The following is a 19948-nucleotide window of genomic DNA, read 5'->3' on the forward strand; positions in this document are numbered from 1 at the left end:
GGTAAGGAATTGCCGCCCCTTGGTTCAACCTGTGATATACTCGGGGAAATCCAGAAGGAGCCCCCGATGAAACAGATTCTGCCCCTGATCGCCCTTGGCCTGCTGACGGCCTGCGATACCAAGACGACCACCACCCAAACCACAACCACGCTGCCCCTGTTTGGCGACGGCTACCGCGCCGATGGCGACCAATGCCGCCGCGTCGGCGAAAGCGCGGCCACCGTCGAATATCTTGACCACACCGCCGACCTTGTGGCCTGCCCGGAAGACTACGAAGGGCTTGGCGTGTTCCAGGTGGATACCGGCGGCGTAGAGGTCGCCCGGATCGACGGCTGGGTGCTGTTTAGTGTGAGTAGGGAATAGGCATGCTCCACGCCGCACGTGGTGTGGCATCTGTCTAGGTTTCGGGTGGGGCGTACATTTCGAAGACTTCGGCACCCGTCATCATCTGGGTCTTGTCGGCGAGCGTGTAGTAATGTGGCTTGCTGTCCGTGAAGACCTGCAAGGTCAGGCTCATGTTCGTCGTGTCGTTCAACAGACCTGCTGACATCTGGTATTCGTCCGTTTCCAGGATGCGATAGAACAGGTTGGAACCGCATCTATTGCAAAAGCCACGTTCCGCCCAATCCGAGGACCGGATGGTGGTGATATTGTCAGCCCCTTTGAAATCGACGTTCTGGCATGTGATTTCAAAGAACGGACCCGAGGACCAACGCCGGCACATCTCGCAGTGACACGCTCCGATGGAAGGATCCTTCGCCGTGGCGTGAAACGTGACCGCGCCGCACAGGCATTTTCCAGACAAGGTTACGGGATGTTCCATGCAGAATCTCCTTAATGGACACGAGCGCGCGTTCACTATGGATCAAACCGCTCATTGCCGCTTTGACGCGCGTCAATCAGACTAGGCGTTCAGGCCGGGTGCATCCACCCTGTAGACCCCGTTGATCCGCCACTGCCCATCGACCTGCACCATATCGGCAAATTGTTCGGCGGTGCCGAAAATGGCTTGGATATTGGGGGATGCAAAGGTGAAGGCCGTGGCGATGTCGTCCGTTTCAAACGCCTCGATTTGCAGGTTGATCACGTCTTCGATCGACCGATCCTGAGCCTTTGCCGCAACGCTGAACAGCATCGCGAGGGTAAGGGTGAACGCAAGCAGTCGCATCATCAGTACCTCCTCACTTACGAATGATAAGCGAAAAAGCGATGTTTGGATCGGATTTTGTAGCGTGTCAGGCGGTTCGCAGCCGACCCCACAAGTCGTACTCGCCCGCTTCGTCCACTTCGACGGGCACGATCTCGCCCACCGCCAGCCCCTCTGTCCCTTCATCAATGAACAGGTTTCCGTCGATCTCGGGGGCATCCGCTTTGGTGCGGCAGGTGGCGATGCCGTCTGCGTCGATGTCGTCCACGATCACGTCCATCACCTGACCCACCTTTGCCGCCAGCTTGGCTTCTGAAATCGCTTGCGCTTTTTCCATGAACCGGTTCCAGCGGTCTTGTTTGACCTCGGCGGGGACGTGGTCGGGCAGGTCGTTTGATCGCGCGCCGTCGACGTTTTCGTATTGGAAGCAGCCGACGCGATCCAGTTGGGCTTCGTCCATCCAGTCCAGAAGCGTCTGAAACTCCTCTTCGGTTTCGCCGGGATAGCCGACGATGAAGGTTGAACGCAGGGTGATGTCGGGGCAATCGGCGCGCCAGGCTGCAATCTCGTCCAGCGTTTTGGATGCCGCTGCCGGGCGGGCCATGCGTTTTAACGTGTCGGGGTGGGCGTGTTGGAACGGGATGTCCAGATAGGGCAGGATCAGGCCTTCGGTCATCAACGGGATCAACTGGCGCACATGGGGATAGGGATAGACATAGTGCAACCTGATCCACGCCCCAAGCGACCCAAGGTCGCGGGCAAGGTCGGTGATATGGGCGCGGTGGCCCCGGTCTTCGGCATGTTTGATGTCGACACCATAGGCCGACGTGTCTTGGCTGATCACCAGAAGCTCTTTCACGCCCGCCTCGACCAGCTTTTCCGCCTCGCGGATCACCGCGTGGGCCGGGCGGCTGACAAGTTTGCCGCGCATGTCGGGGATGATGCAGAACTTGCACTTGTGATTGCAGCCCTCGGAAATCTTCAGATAGCTGTAGTGGCGCGGGGTCAGTTTCACGCCCGAGGCCGGCAGCAGGTCGACAAAGGGGTCGGGGCTGGGCGGCACGGCGCCATGCACCGCGTCCAGCACCTGTTCATATTGATGCGGGCCGGTGACGGCCAGAACGCTGGGGTGGGTGCCGCGGACATAATCCTCTTCCGCGCCCAGACAGCCGGTGACGATCACACGGCCGTTTTCGCTCAACGCCTCGCCGATGGCTTCCAGGCTTTCAGCCTTGGCTGAGTCCAGAAACCCGCAGGTGTTCACGATCACCGCGTCTGCGCCGGTGTAGTCCGGGCTGATCGCATAGCCTTCGGCGCGCAGGCGGGTCAGGATGCGTTCGCTGTCGACCAAGGCCTTGGGGCAGCCAAGGCTGACCATGCCGATGGTGGGCTGACCATCGCGCTTTGGTTCGGAAAACCGGGCTTTCGGGGCAAGGTCAGGCCGTAAGTTGGGCGGGTTCACTGGATTTGTCATGGCGGGCATATAGCTTGCCGTCGCCACCATGGGAAGGGGTGGTGGACCACACGAAAAAAGCGCGCCCGGTCCGGCGCGCTTTGAAATTTTTGACTGGTCCGGCTTACCGCTTCCGGTCACGCCGCGAGGACATCGGCTGGAACGCTACGCCAACATGGGCCTCGCAATAGGGTTTGCCTTGTTGCACGGGCAAGCCGCAGAACCAGAAATCATCCGTGGCCGGGTCGCCGATGGGCCATTTGCAAGTCCGCTCGGTCAGTTCCATCAGGTTCAGTTTCTTCGCGCCCTTTTCAACCTCGCGCACCGAGGCCAGCGCCTCGGGGCTGATTTCGTTGGCCGAGGGCTGCGGGGGCAGGGGCTGGCCCGCCGGGATGATCTGCTTGCGCGCCGGGATCGGCTTGGCTTCGGCAGCCGGTTTGGCGGCGGGCTCCGGTTCTTTCTTCGGGGTCGCTTTTTTCGGTGCGGGCTTGGGCTTGGCCGCCGCTTTCGGCGCGGCTTTGTCCTTGGCCGGGGCTTTCGACCCACCGCCGGACCGGTTCGACAATCCAAGGCGATGCACCTTGCCGATCACCGCATTTCGGGTGACGCCACCCAGTTCTTTTGCGATGACCGAGGCAGATTGCCCCTCGCCCCACATCTTTTTCAGGATTTCAACGCGCTCGTCGGTCCAGGACATAGTTCTTCCCGTGTTTGGGGTGGGCGCCCGATATCGACTGGGCGGCCCGTAAATTCACAAGCGGCTATTTTAGTCATAGCGCCGGGGGATACAAGCGCAGAAGCGGTTTCATCGGGCCTGACGACCTTCACGCCAGATCAGAAGCACACCGCCTGCAATGATGATCGCCGCACCGGCAAGGCTGGAGGGGGCCGGGATGACCCCGAATGCGCCGAAATCATAGAGCCCCGCAAAGACCAGCGTGGCATAGGAAAAGGGCACGGCGAAACTTGCATCCGCGCGCTTCATGGCCTGAATGAAGCAGGTTTGCGCCAGCGCCATCATGCCGCCCAATGCTGCCAGTGCAGCCCATTGTGCAGCGGTAGGAGGCGCCCAGACCCAGACCACGGCCAAAGTCGCCACCGTCAGCCCGATGCCGTTGTTGATCCAAAGGATCTGCAGCGGCGCCTCGCGTCCGGTCAGGCTTTTGATCAGAGTGATCTCGAACCCCATGACCATTGCCGCCGCAAGCGCCAGAAGCGCGGCGGGGTGGAAGCTGCCCGCGCCGGGGCGGATCAGCACCACCGCACCGACCAGTGCGATCGCCGCCGCGATCCAGCGCCATGGCCCGACCCGCTCGCCCAGCAGCGGGATCGCCAGAAGCATTGCAAAGACCGGGTTCAGAAAGCTGATCGCTGTTGCATCGGCCAGCGGTATGAAGGCCACCGCCGCGAACATCAGCGAAATGCCGGCCCAGCCGGACACCGATCGCGCAATGTGCAGTGGCAGGTTGCGGCTGTGCAGCATGGGGCGTTTGATCGCCACCACAAGGCTTATCGCCAGAAACGCAAACAGAAACCGCCCGTGGCTGATCTGCAAGGGGTGCAACGGCTCGCCCAAGGTCGGGCGCCCGACCAGTTTGGCCATCAGCGTGGTGCCGGCAATCAGCGCGGCGGCCAGCAGCATAAAGCCTGCGGCGGCCAACGGGGGGTGCGGGGCAGGGGCAAGACGCGTTTCCATCCTTACCGCTTAAGGGTTTGTCCGCACTCTGAAAAGGGTGGACAGGCGGGTTTCCTTCGCGTAAGCCCGCCCCATGATCAAACGCACGCATATCGCTGACACCCGACGCCGACGCCTTCGCGCCTGACGTCCCTGTTTCGTTTGATCCTGCGCCCTGACGCGCACCCGTTCCGAAAATGTTGACTCGAGGCCCGCCATACGGCACCCAAGGGCTTCTTTTATAAAGGATACCGACATGATCCCGTCGCTTCTTCCGACCTATAACCGTGTTGATCTTGCGTTCGAGCACGGTCAGGGCAGCTGGCTTGTGACCGACAGGGGAGAGCGATATCTGGACCTGGGCGCGGGAATTGCGGTGAACGCCTTGGGCCATACACACCCGGCGCTGGTCGATGTGCTGACGCGGCAGGCGCAGAAGCTCTGGCATGTATCGAACCTCTACACCATACCCGAGCAACAGAAGCTGGCGGATATGCTGGTCGATCTGACCTTTGCCGACACTGCGTTCTTCACCAATTCGGGGACCGAGGCTTGTGAGCTGGCGGTGAAGATGGCGCGCAAGTATTGGCATGACAAAGGCCAGCCGAACCGGACGCGCATCATCGGCTTCGATGGGTCGTTTCATGGCCGTTCGTCCGCCGGGATCGCGGCGGCTGGGGGCGAGAAGCTGACCAAGGGGTTCGGCCCGCTTCTGCCCGGTTTCACCCATCTGCCGTTTGGCGATCTGGATGGGTTGACCAATGCGCTGTCCGAAGGTGACGTGGCGGCCGTGATCATCGAACCCGTGCAGGGCGAGGGTGGCATCCGCCCTGTGCCGGATGACGAGTTGAAAGCGATCCGCGCAGCCTGTGATCAGGCCGGCGCCCTTCTGATCTTTGACGAGGTCCAATGCGGCATGGGCCGGACGGGCAAGCTGTTTGCGCATGAGTATTCCGGCGTCACCCCCGACATCATGATGGTCGCCAAAGGCATCGGCGGGGGGTTCCCGCTTGGCGCGGTCCTGGCGACGGAAGACGCAGCCTCAGGCATGGTTGCTGGTACGCATGGCTCGACCTATGGCGGCAACCCGCTAGCCTGTGCCATCGGGGCCAGGGTTGTCGAGATTGTATCAGACCCCGCATTTCTCGATACGGTCAGCCGCAAGGCCGGGCGTCTGCGCCAGAAGCTGGAAGGGTTGGTCGCCGCACATCCGGACGTGTTCGAGGCGGTACGCGGCTCGGGGCTGATGCTGGGCTTGAAATGCAAGGCGCTGAACACGGATGTGCTGGCCAAATGCTATGACGCCCGGCTGTTATGCGTGCCGGCGGGCGACAACGTGCTGCGCATCCTGCCCGCCCTGACCATCGAAGACGAAGACATTTCCGAGGCCGTCACGCGCCTTGAAACCGCTGCAAAGGCTGTGGAGGGCCAGAGCAAATGAGACATTTCCTGGATATCAACACCACCGACACCGCCGATCTGACCGGCATGATCGCTGAGGCCACCCGGATCAAACAGGCCCGCGCAGGGAAACCGAAAGGAGCGCTGGACGAAGAACAGCCCCTCAAGGACCATATGGTTGCGCTGATCTTCGAGAAGCCGTCGACCCGGACGCGAGTCAGCTTTGACGTAGGCGTGCGCCAGATGGGCGGGCAGACGATGGTCCTGTCCGGCTCCGAGATGCAGCTGGGCCATGGCGAGACGGTGGCCGATACGGCCCGCGTGCTGAGCCGCTATGTCGACATGATCATGATCCGCACGTTCGAGGAAGCGACGCTGCTGGAAATGGCGGAATATGCCGATGTGCCGGTGATCAACGGGCTGACCAACCGCTCGCACCCCTGCCAGATCATGGCCGATATCCTGACCTTTGAAGAGCATCGCGGGTCGATTGCCGGGAGGAAGGTGGTCTGGGCGGGCGATGGCAACAATGTTTGTGCGTCCTTCCTGCATGCAGCCGGGCAGTTTAGTTTTGACGTGACCTTCACCGGGCCGGAAGTGCTGGACCCGGAGCAGAAATTCGTCGACGAGGCGCGTGCCAAGGGGGCGAAGATCGAGATCGTGCGCGACCCGGCGCAAGCGGTCGAGGGGGCTGACCTTGTGGTGGCGGACACCTGGGTTTCGATGCATGATGCGCCCTCGGCGCGCGAGCGGCGGCACAACCTGTTGCGCCCCTATCAGATCAACGACGAATTGATGGCCCATGCCAAGCCGGACGCCTTGTTCATGCATTGCCTGCCTGCCCACCGGGACGAGGAAGTCACGAACACCGTGATGGACGGTCCGCAATCGGTGATCTTTGACGAGGCTGAAAACCGGCTTCACGCGCAGAAGGCAATCATGCGCTGGTGTCTGGGGGCGTGATCAGGGGCGTTGCCCCTGCGGTGCCACGCGGGGGCGCGTGGCACCTACCCCAGGATATTTGGGGCCAGAAGAAGCCGGGCGGCGTGGGACCGTCTCAGGAGACGATGGCGTTCAGCACGTAGAAGATCACCCCCGACATCAGAGCTGCGGCGGGGACGGTGATCACCCAGGCTGCCACGATGGTCATGAAGTGTGACCGGCGCACCAGTTTGCGGCGGCGGCGTTCCTCGGGCGCGATGCGTTTGACCTGGGGGCGGGCGGCCGATGAGCGGCGCAGGCGGCGCTCCATGTGGTATTCGCGATAAAAGCCGACGCCGAAGACGCCCCCCACCGCGATATGGGTCGAGCTGACGGGCAGGCCCAGCCAGCTTGCCACGATCACGGTGATGGCGGCGGACAGGGCCACGCAATAGGCGCGCATCGGGTTCAGCTTGGTGATCTGGCTGCCCACCATGCGGATCAATTTCGGGCCAAACAGCATCAGGCCAAAGCTGATGCCGAACGCTCCGATCACCATGACCCAGGTCGGGATCGAGACCTTGTCAGCAAAGTCGCCCACGCTTTCCACATGCACGATGGCGGCGAGCGGGCCAACCGCGTTGGCCACGTCATTGGCGCCATGGGCAAAGGAAAGCAGAGCCGCCGAGAAGATCAGCGGCAGGGCAAACAGCGCCTTCAGGGACTTGGTTCGGTTCTCGAGCCCCCGGGCTTGGCGGGCGATCAACGGGGCGGTGACGAAATAGGCGACCGCGCCGATACCGGCACCGATCAAAAGCGCGGTGCCAATATCGATCTTCACGACCTTCTTCAGACCCTTGATCGACAGATAGGCGCCGAACGCAGCGGCCATGATGCCGATCAGCACCGGCACCCAGCGTTTCGCCGCGGCAATCTTATCTTCCTGATAGATAATCTTGTGCTTGATCAACGCCAGGAACAGCGCGGCGATTGCGCCGCCCAGCACGGGCGAGATGACCCAGGAGGCAGCAATCTTGCCCATCGTGCCCCAACTGACCGCGGAAAACCCCGCAGCGGCAATGCCTGCCCCCATCACGCCACCCACGACCGAATGGGTGGTGGACACGGGCGCGCCGATCCAGGTGGCAAGGTTCACCCACAGCGCCGACGAGATCAGCGCCGCCATCATGGCCCAGACAAAGACACGGCTTTGGTCAAAGCCCGTGGGGTCGATGATCCCTTTCGAGATGGTCGAGACCACGTCCCCCCCTGCCAGAAGCGCGCCTGCGCTTTCACAGATGATCGCGATGATGATGGCGCCCCCCATGGTCAGCGCATTCGCGCCGACCGCCGGCCCCATGTTGTTGGCCACGTCATTCGCCCCGATGTTCAGCGCCATGTAGGCTCCGAAAGCAGCGGCGGTCACGACGACCAGAGAGGTTGGGGACTGGCCGAAGAACACGGCAGCGCCCAGCGCGGCGATAACAATAAATGCAAGGGCGATCCCCATGCCGACCAGCGGGCGCGAAACATATTGTGTGGCGTATTCAACCTGGCTGATCCGGTTCAGATCCTTGTCCAGCGTCTTCCACTGGCTGCCGCGTTTTTCTGCGCCCATCCTTGGCCCCCTGGCTCTGTGTTCTGACACGGCCAGATGACGACCGTTGCAGTTCAGCGCCTGCGCTAGACTGTCAGGACCATGATTGCAACAGATTCGGGCTGTTGCGCGGCGCGAGACGGGGAAGTGTGATCCGACCGCTTCGGCCAGCTGACCCGGTGGTCAGGCCATGCCCGCAGAGGCAGGGGTGGCGATGCAAAGGGAGCGGTCAGAATTCCTGCAAGATCTTTTGCAGTTCCCTTTCCTTGACCATATCAGCCGCCTGTTCCGCCGGAACCCAAGTGCGGGTACGTTCGTCGGCTTCGGGAAAATCATCGGCCAGTTTTTCCACCTTCAGCGGGAAGACGGTGGTCGTGCAACGGGCGATCCCACCAAAATCCATTTCTTTTTCAGATTCGAACGCGCCGATCGGGGCATGATCCAGCTGGCCCTTGGCGACGCCGGCTTCTTCCCATGCTTCTTGCCGGGCGGCTTCTGCTGCATTTTTGCCATCCATCGGCCAACCTTTGGGCAGGATCCAGCGGCCAGTGCCGCGCGACGTCACCAACAACACTTCTTTGTCGTCGCCTGTCCCGCGATAGCACAACGCGGCGACCTGCACCCGGTTGGGGCGTTGGAACATGGGGGCGACGACCTCTTCCCAGGCCTGTTTCAGCAATGATGACATTTTCGTACCTGCGCTCTCGGAGCTTTGCTCAGTTTTTATTGTAGATGTTAAGATATGGTAATTGTGGGTTAAATTGCAAGTTTGACCGCCAGAACCACCGATTTTGGGCGCTATCTGACCGGTTTCAACCCTTGCGGGGCTTGGCGCGCAGGGTCGGATCGGCCTGGGTCGGGTCTTCGGGCCAGGGATGTTTGGGATAGCGCCCGCGCATGTCCTTGCGCACATCCTGATAGCTGTTCGCCCAGAAATTCGGGATGTCCGTGGTGGTTTGCACCGGGCGTCCGGCGGGTGACAGAAGGGTCACACGCAGCGGCGTAGTGCCGATCATCGGGTGGCGGGTGGTGCCGAACATTTCTTGCAGGCGCAGGCTGATTTCCGGGACCTCGCCGCCATAATCGATGGGGATCCGGCGTCCCATCGGCGTGGTGAAATGGGCAGGCGCCTCGTGGTCGACAAGGGACATCTGTGCCCAGTCAAGTCGGGCACGCAACGCGTCCAGCGGATCGAACCGCTTCCAGTCGGCGGCAGACCGCACGCCCTCAAGATGTGGCAGCAACCATTCCTCGAGCTGGTTCATCAGGGCGTCATCGGTCATGTCAGGCAGATCCGCCCCGCCCAAACGCAAAAGCTCGACCCGTGCGATGAACCGGCGTGCCGCATCCGTGGGGCGCAAGCCCAGATCGCGCACCCCGTCCAGCATGGCGCGGGCCATGGCATCGGCCGGGGCGTCCTTCCACTGGCGGTCATCCAAGACAAGGGCACCCAGTCGTTCCCGACGCCGCGCCACCACGCGGCCTTCGCGTTTGGACCAGGCGACGTGATCAACCCAGACGATCTCGTCCCCGAAAGTCGCACGCAACTCACCCTCGCTGATCCGGATCGCCTGACGGATTCGGGCCTCGCGCGGGTTGCCATCGGTGTCGGTGACGACGATCAGTCGCGCTGCGGCCAAGGGGTCGCTGTCTTCGATCACCGCCCCTTTCCCGCCGGACAAAACAAAGCGCGGCGCATCACCCGGTCGACGCAACCCGACGCGATCGGGATAGGCCAGCGCGGCCATCTGGGCGTCGCTCAGCTCGCCCGAAGGGGTGTCAATCAGCCGACGCAGGCGTTTGGCTTCGGTGCGGATCCGTTCGATGGTGCCGCGATTGGGTGTCATTCCCCGGTTTGCGGTAAATCCTTTCGGGTCGCGGATCGCCTCCAGCCGGAGTGACAGATCGACCGGGGCAGAGCGGGGAAGGGGATCGCGCTCACCCCACAATGCGGCCAAGGGGGCGGCGTCAGGTCCGGCTGTGGCGAGCATATGACCCAGACGCGGATGCAGGGGTAAGCGAACCAGTCTGCGCCCATGCGTGGTGATCCGCCCCGTTGCATCCAGCGCACCCAGAGACCGCAGCAACGCCTGCGCCTCGGTCAGCACGCCCGCGTTCGGAGGTGTCAGGAAGGCAAGCCCCGCGCCGTCCGGCGCCCCCCATGCGGCAAGCTCCAACGCCAATGGCGCCAGATCGGCGGTTTCAATCTCGGCCGGTGGAAAGGGGGGCAGCCCGCCTTCTTCCCCCTTGGTCCAAAGCCGATAGCAGACGCCCGGCGCGACGCGACCCGCACGCCCGCGCCGCTGTTCGGCTTCGGCTTTCGATACGCGCTCTGTCACCAGCCGTGACATGCCGGACCCGGCATCGAAGCGCGCGCGGCGGGACCAGCCTGCATCGACCACCACGCGGATATCCTGAATGGTCAGGGATGTCTCGGCGATCGCGGTGGCCAGCACGACCTTACGGCCCGATGCGGCAGGAGCGATCGCGGCGCGCTGGGCGGCAAACGGCATCGCGCCGAACAACGGGTGCAGATGGCAATCGTCAGGCAAATGCGGGCGCAGCGCGGCTTCGCTGCGACGAATTTCGCCTTCGCCAGGCAAAAACACCAAAACGCCGCCTTCGGTTTGGGCCAGCGCTTCGCGCACCAGGGTGGCGGTGGCGTCGGGCAGACGCGCGGTTTTGGGCAAAGGGGCGGGCAGGTGGCGGGTTTCGACCGGAAAGGCGCGCCCATCCGAGCGCAGGATGGGGGCATCATCCAGCAGCCGGGCAACCGGTTCGGCATCCAGCGTCGCCGACATCACGACCAGTTTCAGGTCGTCGCGCAAGGCCTGCATCGCCTCCCAGGTCAGCGCAAGACCCAGATCAGCGTTCAGCGAGCGCTCGTGAAATTCGTCAAAGATCACCGCGCCGATCCCGGCGAGCGAAGGGTCCGACTGCAGCATCCTTGTCAGGATGCCTTCGGTCACGACCTCGATCCGGGTGGCGGTGCTGACCTTGGCTTCGCCCCGGATGCGATAGCCGACGGTGCCACCCACCTGCTCGCCCAGCGTTTGCGCCATGCGCTCTGCGGCGGCGCGGGCGGCCAGTCGGCGTGGCTCCAACATCACCAGCTTGCCGTCGAACACACCGGCGTCAAGAAGGGCCAGTGGCACGACGGTGGTTTTCCCGGCCCCTGGCGGTGCCATCAGAACAGCTCGCTGTGCCCGTCGCAAAGCGGTCAGAAGGTCGGGGATCGCGTCATGTATGGGCAGGCGGTCGTTCATGCCTCCTTATCGGACGTGGCGCGCATATCGTCCAGTGGCCGTACGGATGTTAGCGCGCCGCTCTGGACAGTCCGGGTCCCACGGGGCATGACTGTCCGAAAGTTGGAGGCAGCATGGATATTCAAGATCTGGCAGGGCGGGTGCAATCTGGCGAGCGACGGGCGCTGGCCCGGGCCATCACCCTGGTTGAAAGCGGTCGTGCCGACCACCGCGCGCAGGCCGGGGCGCTGCTGGACCAACTGGCACCCTTGGGCCGCCAGGCCCTCCGCATCGGCCTGTCAGGCACACCAGGCGTGGGCAAGTCGACGTTTATCGAAGCGTTCGGCATGTTCCTGATCGGGCAGGGGCTTAAAGTGGCCGTGCTGGCGGTCGATCCCAGCTCGGCCCGCTCGGGCGGTTCCATACTGGGTGACAAGACGCGGATGGAACAACTGAGCCGCGAGAAAAACGCCTTCATCCGTCCCTCGCCATCGCAATCGCAACTGGGCGGTGTGGCGCGCCGCACCCGCGAGGCCGTGGCCCTGTGCGAGGCGGCGGGCTTTGACGTTGTGCTGATCGAAACCGTGGGCGTGGGACAATCGGAAACCATGGTCGCGGAAATGTCTGACCTGTTCCTGCTTCTGTTGGCCCCCGCGGGTGGCGACGAGTTGCAAGGCGTCAAGCGTGGCATCATGGAGATCGCCGACCTGATCCTGGTCAACAAGGCCGATGGGGATCTGAAACAGACCGCGATGCGCACCTGTGCGGATTACGCAGGCGCCCTGCGATTGCTGCGCAAGCGCGCCTATGACCCGGCAGGCTTTCCAAAGGCTATGACCGTGTCTGCCGTGACGCAGGACGGGTTGGCTGATGCCTGGGCCGCAATTGGCGAACTGATCGACTGGCGCCGTGCGAACGGATATTGGGACAGCCGCCGCGCCCAGCAGTCACGCCACTGGTTCGAGGAAGACGTGCGTATGGGTCTGCTGTCGGTGCTGAATCGCAAGGACACCCGCGCACGAATCGAAACGCTTGGGGCTCAGGTCGCCGCGGGCAAGCTTTCGGCGAGCCGTGCGGCAGAGGACATCCTGGCCCACCTGCGCCCCACCGGCGAGCCCTGATCCCCGGCGCCTTTTCTGGTCTGAAATATTCCGGGGTGATCGGGCCTGTCGCGAGGAGTAGCGCCCTGTGCCCGCCGCATCCCGACACGCAGGGGTTGATCAGCGCTAACATCTGGAGTAGCGTCCCCTCAGCACATGAAGGAGAGATGCCGGATGCACAATATTAGGACCCTATATCGAGCGTAGGCACGGTCCTGATGGGCTGTCGTCAGCCCCGTCCATCACATCTCTGATTTCCAAGCGCATGGAGCGCCTTCATGTATCGTCTTTTCGAAAATCTTGTCGACCCGTTTGCCCCGCATGATGCGGGCACGCCGCCCAATAATCTTTGGCCCTTCTTCAAGTCTCAGTTCGGACCGTTCCGTAAATGGATGGTCTGGATGGCCCTGACCGGCGTGCTGGTCGCCCTGATTGAAACCGGATTGATCTTCTATACCGGTCGGGTGGTCGATCTGATGAACCTGTCGACGCCGCAAGGTTTCTGGGGGGAACATGGGGTCGAACTTCTGATCGCAGCGGTGTTCATCATCTTCCTCAGACCGCTGGCGATCACGCTGAACCGTTTCTTTCTTGAACAAACCCTGGCCGGCAACATGCAGGAACAGGTGCGCTGGCGGGCACACCGGCATCTTCTGGGGCAGTCCTTGAGCTTTTTCCAGAACGACTTTGCCGGACGCCTGTCCAACCGCGTGATGCAGCTTGGGCCAGCAGTCGAGGACAGCACCTATATGTTCTTCGAAGGCATCTTCTATGCCACCACATATGTGTTGAGCGCGATGGTCATTCTGGGGCAGGTCGACATTCGACTTGCGCTGCCACTGGGCGTCTGGCTGGTCTTCTATGTGCTTTACGTGCGCTATATCGCCAAGCGCGTGTCGGTGGCGTCCGAGAAATGGTCCGATGCAAGGTCTCTGGTGACGGGGCGGATCGTCGACGCTTATGCCAATATCGAAAGCGTGAAGCTGTTCTCGCAAGGGGCGGGTGAAGAACGCTATGCGTTGTCGTCGCTCAAACGGTTGCGGCTCAGGTTCCAGCGGTTCCTGCGCCTGATGACCGAGCTCAGCTTTGGGCTGAACCTGTTGAACGGCCTGCTGATCGTGGGCGTGTTGGGCGCGGCGGTCTGGCTGTGGACGCAAGGCGAGGTGTCGGTGGGCGAGGTCGCCGCCGCCTCGGCGCTGGTGGTGCGCCTGAACGGGATGTCGGGCTGGATCATGTGGGTGACAATCCGCCTGTTCGAGCATATGGGCGTGATCCGTGAGGGCCTGCGGTCCATCGCCGTGGCGCACGAGCTGCAGGACGCCAAGGACGCGCGGGATCTGGTCATCGACCGGGGCGAGATCACGTTCGACAAGCTGACGCATCACTATGGCAAGGGATCGGGCGGATTGGACAATGTGTCCCTGACCGTGCAGCCGGGGGAAAAGGTCGGGCTTGTGGGTCGGTCGGGCGCGGGCAAGTCCAGCCTTGTGAATCTTTTGATGCGCTTTCGCGACCCCGAAGGTGGGCGGATCCTGATTGACGGGCAGGACGTGTCCGCCGTGACACAGGACAGCCTGCGCGCGCAGATTGGTATGGTCACGCAGGACAGCAGCCTGTTGCACCGCTCGGTGCGGGCAAACATCCTTTATGGGCGCCCGGAGGCCACCGAAGCGCAGATGATCGCCGCCGCCGAACGGGCCGAAGCGCATGAGTTCATCCAGTCGCTGGAGGACCCGCAGGGCCGGCGCGGCTATGACGCGCATGTGGGCGAGCGCGGTGTGAAACTGTCGGGCGGGCAGCGCCAGCGGATTGCGATAGCGCGGGTGATGCTGAAAGATGCCCCGATCCTTGTGCTGGACGAGGCGACATCGGCGCTGGACAGCGAGGTCGAGGCCGCCATTCAGAAGACGCTTTACGGAATGATGGAGGGCAAGACCGTGATTGCCATCGCGCACCGTCTGTCAACCATTGCGCAGATGGACCGGATCGTCGTCCTGGACGAGGGCCGGATCATCGAAAGCGGCAGCCACGACGCGCTGCTGGCCCGGGGCGGCACCTATGCCGGGCTTTGGGATCGGCAATCGGGTGGTTTTCTGGGAGAGGAATGACGCCATGGCATTCGGTGGCTCACGATGTGAGCCTGGAAGGGGCCTTGCCCCTCTGCGCGTGCGCGCATTCACCCCAGGATATTTCTGGCCAGAAGAAGCCATCTAGCCGGGTTTGGGCGGGCAGGGGAAAATCATGTCCGAAGCGGCAAGACTCACTTGACGCGCCTATGGAAGGCGTCTAATTACCGCGAACGGAATTTGGGGCGCTGCCAGTGCGGCGCCCGTTTGTATTGACCGGCTGGACGTGAACGGCGCGAGGGCGCACCGGAAAGATCACCAATCTGGCCCGAGAAAGCAAGGAAAGAGCCATGTCGCGCGTTTGCGAACTGACCGGAAAAGGCCCGATGACTGGCAACAATGTCAGCCACGCCAAGAACAGAACCCGCCGCCGGTTTCTGCCAAACCTGAACGATGTGACGTTGCAGTCCGAAGCACTGGGCCGTGGGGTCAAGCTGCGCATTTCGGCCGCCGCGCTGCGTTCGGTGGATCATCGTGGTGGTCTGGACGCTTATCTGGCGAAAGCCAAGGATGATGAGCTGTCGGCCAACGCGCTGAAGATCAAGAAAGAAGTCGCCAAGGCGCTGGCATCCGCCTAAGCCCACGCGCGACCCGGAACAAACGGACCTGAACCGCCCTGGCCTTGCCGCTTTGGGCGGTTTTTCCATGTTCGGGACTGATACGTTTTGTCGCTTGTGCCGGGTGAAAAGACGGCTTAGCTCTGTTCCCATGATCCGTGCCGTTTCTGCATATGTCTTGGTTCTGATGCTGGTCGCGGCCAGTTTTACGCTGGCCCATGCGCGCGGCAGCAGTCCGGATTTGGGCAAGGCCATGGACATGGTGATTTGCACCGGTGTCGGCATGGTGACCGTCTTGGTCGGCCCGGATGGTGAACCCATCGAATCGGTGCATCTTTGCCCGGATGGGGCGCAGATTTTCGCAGCCGCTTTCGCTGTTCCGGTTGTTCACAGCCCCGAAGCGCGGATTGTCGCCCGCATAACGCCCTTGCGCAGCGCCTCATATCAGGGGCGCGCAACGCTGACCCCGTCTGCCCGTGGCCCTCCGGCGCAGGTCTGACTTTACACCTCAGATCTATGCAACGACGGACCAAAGGAACGAAACCATGTCCCCTATGAAAACCATTCTTGCAGCCACCACGGCTGCGCTGCTTGCCTTTCCTGCGTTTGCCGAAGGCGACATCACGATCGAAGATGCCTATGCCCGTGCCTCGGGTATGAACGCCATGGCGGGTGCGGCATTTTTCCAGATCATGAACCATGGCGATCAGGATGACCGCCTGATTGCTGCGAAGTCAGACGTGGCAAAACGGGTCGAGCTGCACACCCACAAGGAAACCGCCGAGGGCGTGATGCAGATGATGGAGGTCGAAGAAGGCTTTCCCATTGCTGCGGGTGGCATGCACGCGCTCCAACGCGGCGGTGACCACGTGATGTTCATGGGGTTGAACCAACCCTTCGAGGATGGATCGACCATCAGCGTCACGCTCGTCTTTGAAAAAGCCGGTGAAATGACAGTCGAGATCCCGGTTGACCTGAAACGCAACCCCATGGGCGGCGGGATGCAACATGGCAAAATGGGTCAGGGCAAGATGAAGGGTGGCCAGATGGAGCAGGACAACACGTCCACCAACTGATCGGGCAGCAGTTTTTTGCGCGTGAAGGGCCGCACCTTTCCGGGTGCGGTCCTTTTCATCTTTCGTCGAGAATCTCGGCAACCCAGAGCGGCACGATCCTGGTGGCTGGTCCGAAACGCGCGGTGTCGAAGCTGTTGGCGGTGGCAGATGGCTCCAGATTAAGCTCGATCGTTTCGACACCGGCCGATTGGGCCTCGGCGGCGAAGCCCGCGGCTGGATAGACATTGCCGGATGTGCCAATGGCGACAAACAAATCAGCGCCTGTCAGATGATGGTAAATCTCGTCCATGTGATACGGCATTTCGCCAAACCAGACGATGTCGGGTCGGGTGGCCATTTCCTTGCAGGTGGGGCAGGGGTCGTCAGTGGACATGGCCAGTGGCGCAGTCCAGCGATGATCGCAGGCCGCACAGAGCGCACCGGACAGCGTGCCATGCATATGGATCACATCGGTGGCGCCAGCGCGCTCGTGCAGGTCGTCGACATTCTGCGTTACGATCGTCACGCGACCGCCGTGTTCTTTTTGCAGGCGGGCCAAGGCCGCATGTGCCGCGTTCGGCTGTGCATTTCGGCAGTTCGCCCGGCGCGCGTTATAGAACGCGTGGACCAGATCGGGATTGCGGGCAAAGCCTTCTGGTGTAGCGACCTCGTTCAGGTCGTATTTCGTCCACAGCCCATCCTTTTCGCGAAACGTCCCCAGCCTGCTTTCGGCTGAAATGCCTGCACCGGTCAGGATGACGATATGGCTCACTTGAAGCCCCCATAGATGTCCATCGCCTTTTGCAACAGATCCAGCAAGGCGGCGACCTGTAGCGGGTCTTCGGCGGTGATCTCGCGTTCGGCGGCGAAATTGGCGACGCGCAGGTCGCCACGGGCCACGGCTTCGACATCTGCCCAGTCAAAGGCGATCTGCACCGGGGCCAATGGCATGGCGCCGGACTGAAGCGCGGCGCGCCCACCGGTGACGGTCAGCGAAAATGGCTCGCCGTCCAGCAGGATCTCAGCGCGGATGTCATCGAGTGGTCCGGCGGCACGTTCAATGGCACCGGCCAGAATGACCGCGCGATGTGCGCCGTTTTCCGGGTCCGCCGGAGCGTCCGGAACCGGCTGGTGGCGGCCAAAGCGGGCCAGTTCGAACAGGATGGCTCGGGTGGACAGGCCGCGTTCGGTCAGCGTGTAAAGCCGGTGGGATTTGGCAATCAATCCGGCGGCGCAGAGTTCGGACAGGCGCGCGGACAGCATGTTGGAAGCGATGCCGGGCAAGCCTGCCCTGATCTGGGCGAAGCTGGCCGGGCCTGCGTGAAGTTCGCGCAGCACGTGAACCGCCCAGCGATTGCCCAACAGGTCAAGGGACCGCGAGATCGGGCAGGACATGGAATAGGGTTTTACACGCGACATGGCGCGCTTGTGACGACCTTGTCAGGTGTTTGCAAGGGGCCGTGCGGCGAATGGGCAAAGCCATGCCCGTTTGCGCAAAGCCGGGTGGGCTTGACGTGATCCCCGTGCAGATGAAACGATATGGCATGGCATTGCAGCGACCGATCCAACCCATGCCGCCCGATATTGACGCGCGACTACGCGCGGGCGGGCTGCGCGACGCCTACGAGGCGCGTCCGCCCTATCAGCGCAACGACTACCTGGCGTGGATTGCCCGTGCGAAACGGCCCGAAACCCGTGAAAAGCGGGTGGCGCAAATGCTTGAGGAGCTGGCGGGTGGGCGGCTTTACATGAAAATGCAGTGGCGGAAAGGGCAAGCGTGACGGACCGCGATCGTGCCTCAAGGACGATGCCGTGACCCATCGCATTCTGTTCGTCTGTCTGGGCAATATCTGCCGGTCGCCCACCGCCGAGGCCGTGTTGCGTGACTTGGCGGGTGATCATCCGTCATTGGCGTTGCAGATTGACAGCGCGGGCACGTCTGATTGGCATGTCGGTGATCCGCCCTATGGCCCGATGCAGAAGGCTGCGCAAAAGCGCGGCTATGACCTGTCAGCTTTGCGCGCCCGTCAGGTGTGTCGTGCGGATTTCACCCGGTTCGATCTGATTGTGGCGATGGATGACAACAACAAGGCCGCTCTGGAGCAGATGTGGCCAGACGGGGAGCACGCGCGGGTGGTTCTGTTCACCAATTTCGCACCGGAGTTGGGACAGGACCAGGTGCCGGACCCCTATTACACCCGGGATTTCGATCAAACTCTGGACATCGTCGAGGCCGCCGCGCGGGGTTTGATTGCGACTTTGACCTAAGTCGCTCTCAGCGGCAGTAAGATGTCACCGTTTGACCGAATTGCTTGTATTTCTTCCAGAACCGCTCATCCGAACTGCGATCGGATTGGCGGAGCGCCTGACTGCGGTGCGGATCCTTGAAGAATTTTGACACCTTGGCACGCTCGGTATTGGTGAGCATGGAATTGGCGACCTTCTGGATACAGCCGCACAGCGTGCGCGATGCGGCGGCGCGATTGGCGCTGAGACATGCCCGTTCGATCGACCCGCCGGCGAATGCCGCCTGGCTGGGAAGGATGACGGAAAGTAACGCGATGGAAAGAAGAACCCGTTTCATGGCTGCCCTCGTCGAAATCTGCTTCCTGTTTCAGGTCTTGGATGCCTGACTGATGAAACAGATCATACACGTTATAGGGGTCCGATGCAATTTGGCACGCGCATCACAGCTGCGTGATTTTCACCTGCGGCAGTAAGGCGCGCAGGTCGTGATCGCGGCACAATTCGGTCGCCGGGCTCATCACCGCGGCGCTGGCGGCGGCGGTGCCGTGGCGCAGGGCGTCGGCCCAATCGCCCCCCTGTGCGCGGGTCAGGGTGAAGGCCCCGACGAAGCTGTCGCCCGCGCCGACCTTGCTTGCCACCGGCACGGGCGGGGTGACGGCATGCAGCAGCGTCCCGGCCGTGGCCAGCACCGACCCCTCGGCCCCCAACGCCAGCACAACCGCGCGCGCATATCCCTTGCCGACCAGTTCGCGGGCGAACCCGGATACATCGTGCAGCGACCCAAGGCGTCGCCCCGCCAGCGCCTCGCTTTCCGCGCCGTCCAGTCGCAGGATGTCGGGGGCCGCGCCCAGGTCCGAGGCCTGCACGGCCAGCGCCGCCCCCGAGGTGTCCAGTGTCAGAATGGCGCCCTGGGCGCGGGTGATCTCGGCCAGCATCCGGGGAAAGCCATCCGGCACGCCCGGCGGTTGCGAGCCGGACAGAACGACCTGCATGCTGGGCTGGATGGCGGTTTGCAGGCGGTCACACAGGGCGTCGAGGTCGGTCTGGGTCCAGACCGGGCCGGGCATGACGAAACGGTATTGATGGCCCGCCTGCCGGTCAGTGACGGCAAGCGAGAGCCGGGTTTCACCGTCCAATGTGAACACCTCGGTCGGCACACCCTCGCGCGTCAGAAGCGCGGCCAGTTCCTGCCCGCGATACCCGGCCAGTGCCACGAGCGCGGTGGCCTGCCCGCCCAAGCGGCAGATCACGCGGGCCACATTGATCCCGCCGCCGCCCGGGTCCAGCACCGGTGTATCGCATCGCAGCTTTTCATCAGCGCGGACCGCATCCACGCCGGTGGACATATCCATGGCCGGATTCAGCGTGATCGTCAGAATGTCGGAGGGAGGGTGGGCCATGGCATCCGATTCACATGAAGCATC

The 19948-nt window shown here is 62.6% G+C and carries 22 protein-coding genes; 10 read left to right on the plus strand and 12 right to left on the minus strand.

What is annotated here, in order from left to right:
• The first annotated feature begins 66 nt into the window (after positions 1 to 66).
• On the plus strand, positions 67 to 363 hold the full coding sequence (locus IE188_RS08650) for a hypothetical protein (RefSeq protein WP_191286091.1): 297 nt from the start codon (positions 67 to 69) through the stop codon (positions 361 to 363).
• A 34-nt stretch (positions 364 to 397) separates the two neighbouring features.
• Here the strand turns inward: IE188_RS08650 and IE188_RS08655 are convergent, their stop codons facing one another.
• The 5 genes from IE188_RS08655 to IE188_RS08675 all read right to left on the minus strand — a co-directional run bounded on the left by IE188_RS08655 (position 398) and on the right by IE188_RS08675 (position 4296).
• On the minus strand, positions 398 to 823 hold the full coding sequence (locus tag IE188_RS08655) for a GFA family protein (RefSeq protein ID WP_191286092.1): 426 nt from the start codon (positions 821 to 823) through the stop codon (positions 398 to 400).
• Positions 824 to 904: 81 nt separating this feature from the next.
• Entirely contained in the window at positions 905 to 1171 is a 267-nt protein-coding gene (locus IE188_RS08660) for a DUF4864 domain-containing protein (protein ID WP_229836652.1), read from the minus strand.
• A gap of 64 nt (positions 1172 to 1235) precedes the next feature.
• Positions 1236 to 2609 carry a 30S ribosomal protein S12 methylthiotransferase RimO gene (rimO, locus tag IE188_RS08665; protein WP_229836655.1) on the minus strand — a complete coding sequence of 458 codons (1374 nt, stop codon included), beginning with the start codon at positions 2607 to 2609 and terminating at the stop codon, positions 1236 to 1238.
• Positions 2610 to 2724: 115 nt separating this feature from the next.
• Positions 2725 to 3297, minus strand: a complete 573-nt coding sequence (locus IE188_RS08670) for a GcrA family cell cycle regulator (protein ID WP_191286093.1) — start codon at positions 3295 to 3297, stop codon at positions 2725 to 2727.
• 108 nt (positions 3298 to 3405) lie between these two features.
• Positions 3406 to 4296 carry a DMT family transporter gene (locus IE188_RS08675; RefSeq protein ID WP_191286094.1) on the minus strand — a complete coding sequence of 297 codons (891 nt, stop codon included), beginning with the start codon at positions 4294 to 4296 and terminating at the stop codon, positions 3406 to 3408.
• 235 nt (positions 4297 to 4531) lie between these two features.
• Here IE188_RS08675 and IE188_RS08680 point away from each other — a divergent pair, with 235 nt between their 5' ends.
• Together IE188_RS08680 and argF are read left to right on the plus strand one after the other, a co-directional pair.
• Complete coding sequence (locus IE188_RS08680; protein WP_191286095.1) at positions 4532 to 5716, plus strand: aspartate aminotransferase family protein; 1185 nt, start codon at positions 4532 to 4534, stop codon at positions 5714 to 5716.
• Entirely contained in the window at positions 5713 to 6639 is a 927-nt protein-coding gene (gene argF, locus IE188_RS08685; RefSeq protein ID WP_191286096.1) for an ornithine carbamoyltransferase, read from the plus strand. Before IE188_RS08680 ends, argF begins: the two co-directional genes overlap by 4 nt.
• Before the next feature lie 94 nt (positions 6640 to 6733).
• Here the strand turns inward: argF and IE188_RS08690 are convergent, their stop codons facing one another.
• The 3 genes from IE188_RS08690 to hrpB form a co-directional block, all read right to left on the minus strand.
• Positions 6734 to 8215: an inorganic phosphate transporter gene (locus tag IE188_RS08690; protein WP_191286097.1), complete on the minus strand. Its 1482-nt coding sequence runs from the start codon at positions 8213 to 8215 to the stop codon at positions 6734 to 6736.
• 208 nt (positions 8216 to 8423) lie between these two features.
• A complete protein-coding gene (locus IE188_RS08695; RefSeq protein ID WP_308442444.1) occupies positions 8424 to 9107 on the minus strand; it encodes an NUDIX hydrolase in 684 nt (227 codons plus the stop codon).
• Positions 9007 to 11460, minus strand: coding sequence for an ATP-dependent helicase HrpB (gene hrpB, locus IE188_RS08700; RefSeq protein WP_191286099.1), 2454 nt, complete (start codon positions 11458 to 11460; stop codon positions 9007 to 9009). Before hrpB ends, IE188_RS08695 begins: the two co-directional genes overlap by 101 nt.
• Before the next feature lie 113 nt (positions 11461 to 11573).
• On the opposite strand from hrpB, the gene meaB reads away from it, so the two are divergent.
• The 5 genes from meaB to IE188_RS08725 all read left to right on the plus strand — a co-directional run bounded on the left by meaB (position 11574) and on the right by IE188_RS08725 (position 16298).
• Complete coding sequence (gene meaB / locus IE188_RS08705; protein WP_191286100.1) at positions 11574 to 12560, plus strand: methylmalonyl Co-A mutase-associated GTPase MeaB; 987 nt, start codon at positions 11574 to 11576, stop codon at positions 12558 to 12560.
• Positions 12561 to 12817: 257 nt separating this feature from the next.
• On the plus strand, positions 12818 to 14647 hold the full coding sequence (locus tag IE188_RS08710) for an ABC transporter ATP-binding protein (RefSeq protein ID WP_191286101.1): 1830 nt from the start codon (positions 12818 to 12820) through the stop codon (positions 14645 to 14647).
• A gap of 308 nt (positions 14648 to 14955) precedes the next feature.
• Positions 14956 to 15243 (plus strand): 50S ribosomal protein L28, encoded by a 288-nt coding sequence (gene rpmB, locus IE188_RS08715; RefSeq protein WP_191286102.1) that lies wholly within the window; start codon positions 14956 to 14958, stop codon positions 15241 to 15243.
• Positions 15244 to 15373: 130 nt separating this feature from the next.
• A complete protein-coding gene (locus tag IE188_RS08720) occupies positions 15374 to 15721 on the plus strand; it encodes a hypothetical protein (RefSeq protein ID WP_191286103.1) in 348 nt (115 codons plus the stop codon).
• 46 nt (positions 15722 to 15767) lie between these two features.
• Complete coding sequence (locus IE188_RS08725) at positions 15768 to 16298, plus strand: copper chaperone PCu(A)C (protein WP_229836658.1); 531 nt, start codon at positions 15768 to 15770, stop codon at positions 16296 to 16298.
• 55 nt (positions 16299 to 16353) lie between these two features.
• On the opposite strand, the gene IE188_RS08730 is transcribed toward IE188_RS08725, so the two are convergent.
• Together IE188_RS08730 and IE188_RS08735 are read right to left on the minus strand one after the other, a co-directional pair.
• Positions 16354 to 17049, minus strand: a complete 696-nt coding sequence (locus IE188_RS08730; protein WP_191286104.1) for an NAD-dependent deacylase — start codon at positions 17047 to 17049, stop codon at positions 16354 to 16356.
• Positions 17046 to 17696 (minus strand): winged helix-turn-helix transcriptional regulator, encoded by a 651-nt coding sequence (locus IE188_RS08735; protein WP_191286105.1) that lies wholly within the window; start codon positions 17694 to 17696, stop codon positions 17046 to 17048. Before IE188_RS08735 ends, IE188_RS08730 begins: the two co-directional genes overlap by 4 nt.
• Positions 17697 to 17758: 62 nt before the next feature.
• Between IE188_RS08735 and IE188_RS08740 the strand changes: the two genes are divergently transcribed.
• A complete protein-coding gene (locus tag IE188_RS08740; protein WP_229836661.1) occupies positions 17759 to 18058 on the plus strand; it encodes a YdeI/OmpD-associated family protein in 300 nt (99 codons plus the stop codon).
• A 31-nt stretch (positions 18059 to 18089) separates the two neighbouring features.
• A complete protein-coding gene (locus IE188_RS08745; protein ID WP_191286106.1) occupies positions 18090 to 18545 on the plus strand; it encodes a low molecular weight protein-tyrosine-phosphatase in 456 nt (151 codons plus the stop codon).
• Positions 18546 to 18552: 7 nt separating this feature from the next.
• Here IE188_RS08745 and IE188_RS08750 read toward each other — a convergent pair whose 3' ends face one another.
• Both IE188_RS08750 and IE188_RS08755 read right to left on the minus strand, forming a co-directional pair.
• The gene (locus IE188_RS08750; RefSeq protein WP_191286107.1) at positions 18553 to 18861 is read right to left on the minus strand and encodes a hypothetical protein; all 309 of its coding nucleotides are present in this window, start codon (positions 18859 to 18861) and stop codon (positions 18553 to 18555) included.
• Positions 18862 to 18964: 103 nt separating this feature from the next.
• Positions 18965 to 19924, minus strand: a complete 960-nt coding sequence (locus tag IE188_RS08755) for a 1-phosphofructokinase family hexose kinase (protein ID WP_191286108.1) — start codon at positions 19922 to 19924, stop codon at positions 18965 to 18967.
• Positions 19925 to 19948 lie beyond the last annotated feature (24 nt).

The sequence above is a fragment of the Aliiroseovarius zhejiangensis genome (assembly GCF_014656375.1).
Taxonomy (GTDB): Bacteria; Pseudomonadota; Alphaproteobacteria; order Rhodobacterales; family Rhodobacteraceae; genus Aliiroseovarius; species Aliiroseovarius zhejiangensis.